Raw genomic sequence first — 12,162 nt, 5'->3', positions numbered from 1 at the left:
TTTTTACTCAAGGTTCTGCCAGTTCGGCAGGTTTCGTGTACAACGCCCTTTTTTTCCTACACTTCCTGCCAGAAAAAATTGTCTTTTTTTCTTACGCTCCTCGGTTTTTTGTCAGGCCGTTCCCACGGCGTCCTGTCGGTAACATTATACAGTAACAAATGAAGATAGGTCGCTGCGTAAAATGTTATGGAGCTCACTCAGCGGCGTTTCCGGCAACGTAGAAGCGAAAAATCGGCAAATATCGAATGGAAGAGGCACGGGAGATTCTTCGCAAAATCACATCTGTCACCAGCACGGTACAACCAGACTTTACGTCCCTAAAACCTTGGAGGCGAGGTAAATTCTTAAAACCTTACCTTCCCAAACATTGGGAAGCATTTCTACCGATTTCACAACTTATCGCGTTGCCAGAGTTTCGTGCCAAGAGGCGTGCCCTTCCTCCCGATCACCGGGATCTTGCACCCGCCAGCGGTATCGGCAACAGCCGAGGTTGGGCTAATTTGCTCGCAGAACCGGTGTAGGATCTGCCCCGCCTTCCGACGGTTTTAATGCCCGTTTGCGCGTGGGAGGATAACGGCACCGCCCGGGCAATCCAAACGCTTGCGTTATGCGTTGCACGAAATGAACAAAGCAGCCGATTTTTGCATTGGAAAGAAGGCTTACCCTCCTGTGTACGAAGCAGGATGTCTCCGCACCAAGATGTCGACATGAAGCAGATACCGCAACGCCCGATGGCCCTTTCGACCGGCAAAGCCATTGCCCTGGCTGAAATCCCCGAGTTTTTTGTGGCGTGCGAGCGGGTCGCCGATCCTTCTCTGGTGAGCCGACCGCTGGTGGTGCTTGCGCCCGATGCAGACGAAGTACGGACCTGCAGCCACGAAGCCCTGGCGTTGGGCATTCTGCCCGGTACGCCCCTCTTCAAAATCGGAGCTTTGGTCGAAGCGCACCAGATCGCCGTTTTACCAAGCAACGATGCGTTGTACGACGAGTTATCGCAACGCGTGTGGGATACGCTGGCGCACTATACGCCTCACCTGGAAGCGCATGGACCGGAGGCCGCTTTTCTTGACCTGGACGGCCTGACGGGACAGGACCTTCACCAATACGGACAGACGTTACAAACCACCGTCGGCAAGTGGCTCAACCTGCCGCTCTCGGTCGGCATTGCCGAAACCCAAACCCTGGCGAAAGTCGCCAACCGCATTGCGAGGCGCTCTAAAAAGGCGCAGGGAGTCTTGGCCTTGTTGCAACCGCACCACGTGGAAGCCGCCCTGCAACGCACCCCCATTCAAGACGTGTGGGGCGTGAGCACACGCATCGCCGACTTCCTGCAACGGCACAGCATCGAAACCGGCGCCGCATTTCGGCACGCGTCCCCCGACTGGGTGAAACAGCACCTGCGCACGCCCGGGCTTCGCCTCTGGAAAGAGTTATGGGGTTTTCGTTGCAATACACCGGGTCGGGCCGCTTCTGCCGCCCAGTCCATCAGCGCCACACGGGGGTTCCGCCCTCCCCTCTCCGACGCCAAACTAGTGACTGAAGCCGTGGCGGCACTCACCACCCGCGCGGCCAGGAAGCTACAGCAACGGCGGTCGGTAGCAGGAATGGTCTCGGTATTGCTCACCACGCCCGCAACGCACCACGCTTCTGCGTCGCACACCCTAACTCTAGCCCTGCCGCAGGCCACCCAGTCGCCCGCACAGTTGGCGCAGTTCACGTCCGAGGCCCTGTCGCGCTGGTTGCGTTCCGATCGTGAGGCCCCCGCCCCGCCTTACCTGAAAGCAGGAGTCCTTCTGCTGGACGTGCGTCCCGAAAGCCCGACTCAGTATAACTTATTCGAGGCCACGGACGAAGGCCACCAGCAGCGTCAGTTCCGCAAAATGATCGATCAGGTGCACCAGAAAATGGGCCATGACTTTGTACAACAGGTTGCCCAACGCGCGCGTCAGGAAACGGCAGACGCCCCGACAGCACCGCAGGCTACCCTCAGCTGGGACGACCTCCTCAACGTACATTAAAAAAACCATCCGACGGTTTTTACCGGGATGGTCTTTCTCCTCTTCGCTGTATCGATCCGGGTGTTATTCCTTTTCTACCTTGATTCCGTACGTGCCCGTCCCGTTCGAAGTGTTGTAATGACGCACCTGCACGGTATAGGTCCCGGGTATTAACTCGCTTACAATGCGGGCGTTGCGGCCCGTTCCGCTGTCGTCGTCCTGCGCCAGCAAATCGCCCGTCGGCCCAAACAACGTCATCACCACGTCGGTCGACCCGCTGGTCTCGACCGTATACCGTCCGGCACGTTTGGCCTGAAAAGAGAACAAGTCCTCTTCTCCGGGTTGCCCGATCTCGGCCTGGGTAGCGCCCTCGAAGACGGGCAGTTCGACCGGTGCAGTCGGCACCGCATTCGGATAGACCAACTCGGCAAATTGTCGATCCAGGTCGGAGAGCTGCTCATTCGGGTCGGTATGGAATCCGTTGAGGGTCCATTCGGCCGGAAAGCTGTACAGCATAATCGAGTCGGGATCGAACGTGCTGCCGTTGATCTGGCTGGTCTCGTACTTTTCGTACAGGTTGTGGTCGATGGTGGTTTGGTTCCAGAAATTAGGGGGGCCGCTGAGGGCCGTGTTGACCACCGGTTTGTTCCATTCAATTGGATTATCGCGGGGGTTCTGGTGCTCGTGGATCATGCCGAGCATGTGTCCGAACTCGTGCAGAATCACGCCCTGATCGAGCCAGCCGAAGTTCATAGTAGGTTGGTCGGCCGGAATGCTCAGCGCATCGGTCCCGATGTACGACCAAGCCCCGTCGTCGTTGAACGCAATTCGGATTTGTGCATCTACGGCATTGTCGAACACAAACGTGAGGTTGGCGTACTGCGTCCACTCTACAGAATACTGCTGCACCTGAGCCTGCTGTGCGGCCGTGCCTCCCAGGAAGCGGAAGTGCAGCGTAGAGCCGTTGGGCCAAAGTTTAGCGATCTGAAAGGCCGCGCGGGTGGGGCCAATGCCCAGGCTGAGCATCGGGCCGGTCAGGGGTTTACGAAGGTCGCCGGGCAAAATCCGGTCAAAACACACTTTATCAGTTTGTGCCATGGGGAAAATGGAGGATGAGGGTGAAAGGAGAAGGCGCCAGAAGCGCCTGTGTATAGACGCAAGCGCGGGCCAAGGGTTACGGGTGCTTAGCCCGCCCAGGCGGACAGACCGCAGCATGGCTTCGGCAACGGTTCAGGAGGGCAGCCCACATGCGTAGACACCTGCGACACAGACCATTGCGCAGCTTTCCCAAAACACGAGGCGAGTGAACTTGAGGGCAAACGGCCCGAGGAAAGCCGTCATCAGAACATGGGAAGGATCGAATGATACGGAGCGGTCTGACCTGCTCCCTCCTTGCGGATGCCTGCCCCAGAGCGAAAGCGCTGAGAAGCCGCTTGTCAAGAGCGGCAATAACGCAACGATGGCCCGGAAAGGCAATACTGATTTTTCAGTATTTTCCAGTCAGCACTTCACCTACTTACGTCAAGGCCACTTCCGGGTAGTGAGCACCGACACCCGGAAGTGGCCTTGACGTTATCAACCCAGGTCGACTATTCCTGGTCTTTCAGACGCTCCAGCGCAGTTTTCCCGTTTTCGTTGGCCGGGTCCAGGCGCAGAAGCTTCTCGTAGTTCGCAATGGCCATTTCTTTGTTGCCTGATTTCGCGTAAGCTTCTCCCAGCCCTTCGTACACGTTCCAGGAGTTGGGGTAGAGATCGGCATTTACTTTAAATACCTCGATGGCGGCTTCGACCATGCCCGCTTCCAGCAGATCGTAACCCGTTGAGTACAAGCTATTTTCGAGCGCCTCGGAGTTGGTGGTCAGCGTGCCGGGATTGGAACCCAGGGTCGCCGGGAAGTGCGTGATCTGCGACAGAATTTTCCACTTGTCGTTTTTCTTGACCAACACACGGTGTTCGCGCGTCAGTTGTTTGTACTGCTGGTCGGCCTCAGGCGTAGAGAGCGTCTGGTCGAATTCTACCCAGGCCATCATCCCATCCGAGTGAATCATGAAGTTCTCGTCCGTGAATTTCACGCCCGAGGGCCCCGAGTTTTCCTTCAGGTTTTTGATCATCTGCGGCCCGAAATTTTTCCAGCCGACCGTTGCGCTATAGCCATTGACCACAATCGTGCGCGACGCCTGTTCGTCGTGCAGCCAGGTATCCTGCCAGGCTTTGGCATCGCGCTTGTAAAAAGCGGCGGTTTCGGCATGAATGACATCCATGATGGCGCTTTTGTCGGCCGCCGACTGCGCCTTGGCCTGTTGAACGGTTCCGAATACGAGCGCAAGGCAAAACAGGGATAAGAGAGATTTCTGAAACATGGTGGTATGCGTTAGAACGAATGTATACATGGAGTAAGAGCGATGCGTATCAGCGCTGCTGAAGGCAAGACACGGAAGCAAATCCGCGTCGCAAAAAGTGGTACACAACTGAGCTGGTAACCTGACCAAGGACTGTCCGAGGGAGTCCTATTTCCCGTAGGGGACGTAGAAGCGGGGAGCGCATCTGTTCGATTTGTCTAATCCAATGTGCGCATGCACAATAGCATTATAAAAGCAAGCTACATGAATTAATCAAGGCGATTTACTCCGCTGTTTCAAGCCCGAAAAGCGCAAAATCGCCTAGGGCTAGATAAATAAAAAAAGTAGATATTCCAAAAAAATCGCGTGATTCAGGCTATTTCAAACGTTTGAACATGCCGGTCTTTTGCCCACGCTGGCTAGTAGGTCCCAGTGCATACTCGGGCCAAAGGACAGCATTCTGAGAACAACAGAATAATTGCATATTTCTAATGCACTCTCCCTCTCTGATGAGCAAAAATTGTTGCCGCCAAGCTCTTTACAGACGAAATACAATGCTTCAAGTGAAGGTACGAGCCAGATAAAAAAGAAAACCCGCCTCTGCTTTTTGCAGAAGCGGGTCCCGGTAGCGAGGAGCAGGATCGAACTGCCGACCTTTGGGTTATGAATCCAACGCTCTAACCATCTGAGCTACCTCGCCATTTAAGTGGCGCAAAGGTAATAGTAAATGGGGAAACATATCAAGAGAATGGCGCATTTTTTATAACTTGCGCTCCCATTTTCGGGGTGCGCAGGCGCACTCCGGCCTTAATTTCAGCGCAGATGGCATGGTAACGAGCACCCACTTTGAAAGAGAATACGAGCTCACAACTCATCCCAAAGACCTTTATCCCTTCCTGGTGAGCGATTACGGCTTGGCGAAATGGTTTGCTGACGAAGTGGTGATTCACAACGAGCGCTCGTATAGCTTCATCTGGGACAAAAAGACTTTCCCAGCCAAATTAGTGGGACGACGGCAGAACAAGTACGCCAAGTTCGAGTTTGCCCCGGTCGACGGAGAAAACCCGACCTGGATGGAGTTCACGATCGAAACCAACGACCTCACCCAGGAAGTTTACCTGAAAGTGGTGGACTACACGAACGACGGCGATCAGGAAGAAATGGAGAAAATCTGGGACAACCTGATTGAGAATCTGCGGGAGTCGTTGCTGAACGTCTGAGCCGTTTCGGCGAGATTTTTGTTACCCTTGCAGCGGAAGGCGGGCAGCCATTGGCCACCTCCTTTGCTCGTTTCTCTTTCTCGTGCGCATGAAAAAGCTGGATCAACTGATCATTCGATCTTTTCTGGGACCTTTTTTCCTCACGTTTGCGGTGGTGGAATTCATCCTCCTGACGCAATTCCTGATCAAATACCTGGACTATTTTGTAGGAAAAGACCTGGGACCGGAAATCTTCGCCCAACTGATCTCCTACTTCGCGTTGACCATCGCTCCTACGGCCCTGCCCCTGGCGGTACTGCTCTCGTCGCTCATGACCTTCGGCAACCTGGGCGAACACCGGGAGCTGACGGCCATCAAAAGCGCGGGCATTTCGCTGCTGCGGGTACTGCGCCCGGTGGGCGTCCTGGTGCTGCTGATTACCCTGGGCAGTTTTTTTTACAACAACACCGTGCTGCCGTGGTCTAACCTGAAGGCCTTCAGCCTGTTGTACGACATTCGGCAGAAGAAGCCCTCGTTCGACATCAAGGAAGGGGTGTTTTACGACAAGATTCCCAACTACCGGATCAAAATCAATAAGAAATACCCGGATGGCCGCTCCATCGCCGACATCCTGATTTACGACCACACGGAAGGGCGTGGCAACAACCACGTGATTCTGGCCGACTCAGGACAGATGTACAACATCATGAACGACCGTTATTTGGTGCTGGAACTCTACCACGGGAACGATTACCAGGAACTGCTGGAGGAGCGGCGTAACCCTGACGAAGAATACGTTCGGAACGAATTCGACCGCAGCAAGATGATTTTCGATTTGTCGTCGTTCAACCTGAGCCGCACGGACGAAGGGCTGTTCGCCAGCAACAAGATCATGCGCACGGTCCCCGAGCTGCGTTACGACATCGACTCGATGCACCGTTCCGTCGAAGGGGTGACCAAGAGCGTGGACGCCAACATCCGCTCCTATTACCTCTACAACCTGCGCAACAACGAGAACCTGCCCGCCCGGGCCATACCCGACACGGCCTGGATTCAGCGAGTGGAGCGTCGCTCGCCCACTTACTCGTCTACCGACCTTTACTCGCGGGCCATCAACCAGGCCCGCAGCATCCGCAGTTTCACCCAGAGCTATCGTGAGCGCTACAAAGGCTACTGGCACGAGATTACGGTTTATAACATCGAAATTCACAGCCGCTACACGCAGGCCGTCTCCTGTCTGATTCTGTTCCTGATCGGCGCTCCGCTCGGGGCCATCATCAAGAAAGGCGGCTTTGGTATTCCGGTCCTGATTTCGATCATTTTCTTCATTGTGCTCTACGTCCTGACGATTCTGGGGAAAAAGTGGGCCAACGAACACATCATCCCCATCGCGGCCGGGATGTGGACCGCCAACTTTGTGCTGTTCTGGGTAGGGTTGTTTTTCCTCCGGCAAGCCCGCAACGATTCGGCCCTGTTGGACAGCGACCTGTACGTGGATGCCTTCAAGCGCTTGTTCCGGTGGCTGCGCCTGCGCCCCGCCAAGTCGTGAACCAACGCAGGTCGTCGGCGTACGTTGGATAGAAGGGCCACCGGCCCGAATGGGGAGTTTACGAACCTAACCTGAGATTGCATTATGAAATGGGCACTACGCATCGCACGTATTGCAGGCATCCGCCTTTACATCCACTGGACGTTTCTTCTGCTGCTGGGCTGGGTTGTGGTCCGCGAAGTGGGTCGTGGTAGCGATACCGCTACCGTTTTACTCACCCTGGCCTACGTACTGACCATTTTCGGCTGTGTGGTTTTGCACGAACTCGGCCACTCCCTCACGGCCCGCCGCTACGGCATCCCGACGCGCCGCATTACGCTCCTGCCCATTGGCGGGGTCGCCAGCCTGGCGCGCATGCCCGAAGACCCGCGGCAGGAACTGCTGGTGGCCGTGGCCGGTCCGGCCGTAAACGTCGTCATTGCCCTGCTGCTGTTGCCCTTTATCGACGTGGGGCAGGCGTATACGGACGAAATGACGACGGCCATAACGCCTCACAATTTTCTGCTGTCGCTGTTTGCCGTCAACATCGTACTGGTGCTCTTCAACGCGATTCCGGCCTTTCCGATGGACGGCGGGCGGGTGCTGCGGGCCCTCCTGGCGCTCAAAATCGGGCGTACGCGCGCCACGCAGATTGCGGCCCGCATCGGGCAATTCATTGCCTTTGCTTTTGCGGCGTACGGCTTCCTAGGCGGCAATTTTCTGCTGATCTTCATCGGGATTTTTGTCTACTTCGGAGCCCAGGGCGAAAACCTGGCCGTCCAGCACCTGGAACACCTGCGCGACCACGTGGTGCGCGACGCGATGATGACGGACGTGGCGGTGCTGCGTTCCGACGATCCGATTCAAAAAGCGGTCGGGCAACTGCTGGCCCGGACCGATCAGGATTTTCTGGTGGTGAACGAAGAGGCCCAAGTGCTGGGGATTATCACGCGTGCCCGGCTGATAGAAGCGCTGCAACGCGGACGTACGGAGGCCACCGCGGCCGAAGTCATGGAAGCGCCTTCGGAGGCGTTTCACCCCACCGACCGCATGACCCAAATCTGGCCGCGCCTGCAGCGCGAACGCCGCACCCTTTTTCCCGTGGTGGAAGGCGGGCGACTGGTCGGTGCCATCAACCTGGAAAACGTAAACGAGTTCATCATGGTCCAGTCGGCCCTGAACCACTACTGACCCCAGTCTTTTCAGGAATTGCTCAGAATGAGCGCCGTCGCTTCGAGCAAACTTGCGGTCTCCCAGTGGGCCTCGGGGCCTTTCGGTTCGCGGCCGGCAATGTGAATCAGGTGCCCGACGCCGGCTTTGTGCCCGGCCTGCGCATCGCGGCGTGTGTCGCCCACCAGCCACGAGTGCGCCAGCGCCACCCCGAACCGGGCGGCGGCCCGTTCGATCATCAGCGAGTCGGGTTTTCGCGATAGCGATTCGGATACCGAGGGATGCCCCGGCGCAAAGTAGAGGGCGTCGAGCACATGCCCGCACGCTTCCTGCAAAATGGCGTGGCACTGCCGAACCTCGGCCGCCGTATACAGCCCCTTGGCAATGCCTGCCTGGTTGGTGACCACAATCAGATGATAGCCCGCCGCTTTGAGTTGCTGTAACGCTTCCGGCACGCCGGGAAGCACCACAAAATCGTCGGGACGGTAGGTGTAATCCCACCGATCCTGGTTTAGCACCCCATCCCGATCCAGAAATACCGCTCTATTTTTCATACCTTGGCGGCGCAAAATAGTGGATAAAAGGCATAACCCGGGCAGCATATTCCCGTTTGCCCAAGTAGCGTAACACGTAAACACAACACATGATTGGGATTATTGGCGCGGGCATCTCAGGCCTCAGTCTGGCGTACGAACTTCAAAAACGCGGCATCGATTATGAACTCTGGGAAGCTTCCGGCCACTCGGGCGGGGTCATCACCACCCAACGCGAAGGCCCCTACTTGTTTGAATTAGGCCCCAATTCCATTCTGGTCGATCAGGAGGTCGAGGCTTTTGTCCGCGAGGTAGTGCCCGAAGGAGAAATTCAGTTGCCCAACCCCATCAGCGAGGGACGGTACATTTACCGGGACGGTGCCTACCAGAAACTGCCCGCCAAACCCAACGAACTGCTGTTCAGCAACTATTTCTCTCTGGCCACCAAATGGGCCATTCTGCGCGAAACCACCCGCCGGGGCCAACTGGTGCCGAACGAAACGCTCGCCGATTTCTTTGCGCGCCGTTTTACGCAGGAAGTAGTCGACTACGCCGTCACGCCGTTTGTGTCGGGCATTTATTTCGGTGACCCGCGGCAGCTCCTGGTGGAGAAAACCTTCCCCATGCTGGCCGAATATGAGCAAAAGTACGGCTCCATCGTCCGGGGATTTGCCCAGCAGAAAGGCACCCAGCGGCGAAAATCGCTGAGCTTTCACAGCGGCATGCAAACGCTGCCCAAATCCATTTCCGCGCAACTCCACAACGTCCTGTTCAAGCACTACGTCACCAGCGTCGACACGACCGACGACGGGTTTCTGCTCGAAATCCGCTCGCCCGACAGCACCACGACCGTGGCGGTCGACCAACTGGTGCTCTGCGCACCGGCGGCGGTCAGCGCTACCCTGCTGGAGCCCTCGTTCCCGCAGTTTGCCAAAGCCTTGTCGGCCGTGCATTGCCCCCCTATGGTGGCGGTCCACACGGTCTACAAACGTGCCCACGTCGCTCATCCGCTCGACGGATTCGGCGGCTTGCACCCGAAGGTAGAGAATCTGTTTTCGGGCGGGAGCATCTGGAGCAGCTCGGTCTTTGACGGACGCTGCCCCGACGACGAAGTGCTGCTCACCACGTTTGTGGGCGGCAGTCTTTCGCCCACTCACCTCGACCTGCCCGAAGAAGAGATTATGAGCCGCGTGCACCAGGAACTGAAAGAGCTGTACGGCATCCGGGCCGACCGTCCGGTCCGGCAACGCATTGCCTGGTGGCCCAACGGCATTCCGCAGTACGACCGCCACATCAACCCGGTGTACGAACAGGCCGCGGCCGCCGAAAGCCGCCGCCTTTACAGTTGTGCCAGCTGGCAGGGTGGCGTCTCGCTGGCCGACTGCATTAAAAAAGCGCGCCGCCTGGCCGAACGCCTGAGCGCCAGCGTCTGACCGACTTCCCTGGTATTGGAAAACTCGCTTATCTTTGTGCGCTGGGTACTGCTGGCATACAGCGTTTTTCCTGAGTTCGCACCATCTTTGCTCTTTCGAAAAACCAAACTGCATTTGTGAACGAAGCTATTGTCGTCATACCGACGTATAACGAAATTGAGAACATCGAACCGCTGATCCGGCGGATCTTTTCCCTGCCCCGGTATCTGCATGTGTTGATTGTCGACGACGGCTCGCCCGACGGAACCGCCGTAAAAGTGCGGGAACTCAAGCAGGAGTTTCCCGAACGACTCCACCTGAAAGAACGCCACGGCAAGCTCGGTCTCGGCACGGCCTACATCCACGGCTTCCAATACGCCCTGCGCAACGGCTACGAGTACATTTTTGAGATGGATGCCGACTTTTCGCACAATCCGGAAGATCTGGTGCGCCTCTACGACGCCTGCGCCGTAGAAGGCTACGACATGGCCATCGGGTCGCGGTATGTGACGGGCGTCAACGTCGTAAACTGGCCCATGAGCCGCGTCCTGATGTCGTACTTCGCCAGCGTTTACGTCCGCACCATCACCAGCATGCCCATCAACGACGCCACGGCCGGGTTCAAATGCTACCACCGCCGCGTGCTGGAAACCATCGACCTGAACCACATCCGGTTCATCGGCTACGCGTTTCAGATCGAGATGAAGTTCACGGCCTGGAAATACGGTTTCAAGATCAAGGAAGTGCCCATCATTTTCACCGACCGCACCAAAGGCGAGTCCAAAATGTCGCGCGGCATTTTCAAGGAGGCGATTTTCGGGGTGATGAGCATGAAACTCAACAGCTTTTTCCGGAAGTACAACCGGCCCCTGGAAACCAGAAAACAGGAAAGCTGACGCCTGCCCGTGGCCTCTGGCTCAGTTCGTTCTCCTTACGTTAAACTTGTTATGACTCTCGTCCCGGAAATTCACCGCCTGTTCGGCGACCGCGTACGCCTCCGGGTCTGCGGCATCTGCCGACGGGGCGACGACGTGCTGCTGATCCGCCACGAAGGCATCGGGACCAAGGGCTACCTCTGGGCACCGCCCGGCGGCGGGGTACACTTCGGCGAAGCACTGGACCAGACCCTGATCCGGGAATTTCAGGAGGAAACCCACCTGGAAATTACGGTGGGGCCGTTTTTGTTTCTCAACGAATTTATCCGCCCCCCGCTCCATGCCATCGAGCTGTTTTTCGCGGCAGACGAACGGGGCGGCACCCTCCAGCGCGGTCACGATCCCGAAATGGCCCCGCACACCCAACTGATCGGCGAGGTGGCGTTTGTACCCTTTGCGCACATCAAGCAGGACGATCCGGCTCTGTACCACAACGCGTTTGGGGAAATCGAACACCTGGACGACCTCTACCGGCTGGGCGGGCGCGCGTTTTCGAGTCGCTAGCCAGGAACGGGTCCCCGACCGCAACTGCCCATAATTTACTATTTTGGCAGGCCACAACCCGACACCACCATGCAGTCTCAGAATCCGAATTACGAGCAAACCATCCGCGAAAAGCTGAAGGGGCAGCACTTTATGCACCTGATCGGCTTCGACCTGACGGAAATCCGCGAAGGCCACATTGAAGGCTGGCTCACGCTGGAAGAAAAGCACCGGCAACAGTTCGGGTTTGTGCACGGCGGTGTGATCTCCACGTTGTGCGACATTGTCGCAGGGTTTGCGGCCTATTCGCTGGTGCCACCGGACTGCGGCGTGGTGACGGGCGAACTGAAAATCTCGTACTTCAAACCCGGCCTCGGCGAGCGGCTGCACGTGGTGGGGCGGGTCCTCAAAGCGGGGCGGCGCATCCATTTCTGCGAAGCCGAAGTCTACGCCCATACCGGCGACAAGCGCGATTTCATCGCCAAAGCCACCACCACCATGGTCGTTGTCAAACCCACCACGCCCTGACGTCAGAAGGTCTTGAAACTCCGCCACAACCGGCTACA

At 57.1% G+C, this 12,162-nt stretch carries 11 protein-coding genes and 1 tRNA gene; 8 read left to right on the top strand and 4 right to left on the bottom strand.

Annotated features, from left to right (window positions below; translation table 11 throughout):
- The first annotated feature begins 707 nt into the window (after positions 1–707).
- A complete protein-coding gene (locus BLR44_RS15690; protein ID WP_176956076.1) occupies positions 708–2,018 on the top strand; it encodes a Y-family DNA polymerase in 1,311 nt (436 codons plus the stop codon).
- Between the two features lie 63 nt (positions 2,019–2,081).
- Here BLR44_RS15690 and BLR44_RS15685 read toward each other — a convergent pair whose 3' ends face one another.
- From BLR44_RS15685 to BLR44_RS15675, 3 genes are all read right to left on the bottom strand, one after another.
- Positions 2,082–3,095 carry a M12 family metallopeptidase gene (locus BLR44_RS15685; protein WP_089683652.1) on the bottom strand — a complete coding sequence of 338 codons (1,014 nt, stop codon included), beginning with the start codon at positions 3,093–3,095 and terminating at the stop codon, positions 2,082–2,084.
- Between the two features lie 491 nt (positions 3,096–3,586).
- Complete coding sequence (locus BLR44_RS15680; protein WP_176956075.1) at positions 3,587–4,357, bottom strand: tetratricopeptide repeat protein; 771 nt, start codon at positions 4,355–4,357, stop codon at positions 3,587–3,589.
- 605 nt (positions 4,358–4,962) lie between these two features.
- Positions 4,963–5,036, bottom strand: a tRNA-Met gene (locus BLR44_RS15675).
- A gap of 127 nt (positions 5,037–5,163) precedes the next feature.
- On the opposite strand from BLR44_RS15675, the gene BLR44_RS15670 reads away from it, so the two are divergent.
- The 3 genes from BLR44_RS15670 (at position 5,164) to BLR44_RS15660 (ending at position 8,254) form a co-directional block, all read left to right on the top strand.
- Positions 5,164–5,556 carry an START-like domain-containing protein gene (locus BLR44_RS15670; protein ID WP_218127097.1) on the top strand — a complete coding sequence of 131 codons (393 nt, stop codon included), beginning with the start codon at positions 5,164–5,166 and terminating at the stop codon, positions 5,554–5,556.
- Positions 5,557–5,644: 88 nt separating this feature from the next.
- Complete coding sequence (locus BLR44_RS15665) at positions 5,645–7,084, top strand: LptF/LptG family permease (protein WP_089684150.1); 1,440 nt, start codon at positions 5,645–5,647, stop codon at positions 7,082–7,084.
- A gap of 84 nt (positions 7,085–7,168) precedes the next feature.
- Positions 7,169–8,254, top strand: a complete 1,086-nt coding sequence (locus tag BLR44_RS15660) for a site-2 protease family protein (RefSeq protein WP_089683646.1) — start codon at positions 7,169–7,171, stop codon at positions 8,252–8,254.
- A gap of 11 nt (positions 8,255–8,265) precedes the next feature.
- Here the strand turns inward: BLR44_RS15660 and BLR44_RS15655 are convergent, their stop codons facing one another.
- A complete protein-coding gene (locus BLR44_RS15655; protein WP_089683644.1) occupies positions 8,266–8,787 on the bottom strand; it encodes a D-glycero-alpha-D-manno-heptose-1,7-bisphosphate 7-phosphatase in 522 nt (173 codons plus the stop codon).
- A gap of 89 nt (positions 8,788–8,876) precedes the next feature.
- On the opposite strand from BLR44_RS15655, the gene hemG reads away from it, so the two are divergent.
- From hemG to BLR44_RS15635, 4 genes are all read left to right on the top strand, one after another.
- Entirely contained in the window at positions 8,877–10,199 is a 1,323-nt protein-coding gene (gene hemG / locus BLR44_RS15650; protein ID WP_089683642.1) for a protoporphyrinogen oxidase, read from the top strand.
- 116 nt (positions 10,200–10,315) lie between these two features.
- The gene (locus tag BLR44_RS15645; protein ID WP_089683640.1) at positions 10,316–11,074 is read left to right on the top strand and encodes a polyprenol monophosphomannose synthase; all 759 of its coding nucleotides are present in this window, start codon (positions 10,316–10,318) and stop codon (positions 11,072–11,074) included.
- A 51-nt stretch (positions 11,075–11,125) separates the two neighbouring features.
- Positions 11,126–11,617 (top strand): NUDIX domain-containing protein, encoded by a 492-nt coding sequence (locus BLR44_RS15640; RefSeq protein WP_089683638.1) that lies wholly within the window; start codon positions 11,126–11,128, stop codon positions 11,615–11,617.
- Positions 11,618–11,686: 69 nt separating this feature from the next.
- On the top strand, positions 11,687–12,124 hold the full coding sequence (locus tag BLR44_RS15635; protein ID WP_089683636.1) for a PaaI family thioesterase: 438 nt from the start codon (positions 11,687–11,689) through the stop codon (positions 12,122–12,124).
- The last annotated feature ends 38 nt before the right edge of the window (positions 12,125–12,162 follow it).

Origin of the sequence: Catalinimonas alkaloidigena, assembly GCF_900100765.1 — a bacterium.
Lineage (GTDB): Bacteria > Bacteroidota > Bacteroidia > Cytophagales > Flexibacteraceae > Mooreia > Mooreia alkaloidigena.
This window is presented reverse-complemented; position numbering and strand designations above follow the sequence as displayed.

Bases quoted from the DNA above. Each gene is read 5' to 3' on its own strand.
- BLR44_RS15690 (WP_176956076.1), top strand. From the start codon at position 708: ATGAAGCAGATACCGCAACGCCCGATGGCCCTTTCGACCGGCAAAGCC.
- BLR44_RS15685 (WP_089683652.1), bottom strand. From the start codon at position 3,095: ATGGCACAAACTGATAAAGTGTGTTTTGACCGGATTTTGCCCGGCGAC.
- BLR44_RS15680 (WP_176956075.1), bottom strand. From the start codon at position 4,357: ATGTTTCAGAAATCTCTCTTATCCCTGTTTTGCCTTGCGCTCGTATTC.
- BLR44_RS15670 (WP_218127097.1), top strand. From the start codon at position 5,164: ATGGTAACGAGCACCCACTTTGAAAGAGAATACGAGCTCACAACTCAT.
- BLR44_RS15665 (WP_089684150.1), top strand. From the start codon at position 5,645: ATGAAAAAGCTGGATCAACTGATCATTCGATCTTTTCTGGGACCTTTT.
- BLR44_RS15660 (WP_089683646.1), top strand. From the start codon at position 7,169: ATGAAATGGGCACTACGCATCGCACGTATTGCAGGCATCCGCCTTTAC.
- BLR44_RS15655 (WP_089683644.1), bottom strand. From the start codon at position 8,787: ATGAAAAATAGAGCGGTATTTCTGGATCGGGATGGGGTGCTAAACCAG.
- hemG (WP_089683642.1), top strand. From the start codon at position 8,877: ATGATTGGGATTATTGGCGCGGGCATCTCAGGCCTCAGTCTGGCGTAC.
- BLR44_RS15640 (WP_089683638.1), top strand. From the start codon at position 11,126: ATGACTCTCGTCCCGGAAATTCACCGCCTGTTCGGCGACCGCGTACGC.
- BLR44_RS15635 (WP_089683636.1), top strand. From the start codon at position 11,687: ATGCAGTCTCAGAATCCGAATTACGAGCAAACCATCCGCGAAAAGCTG.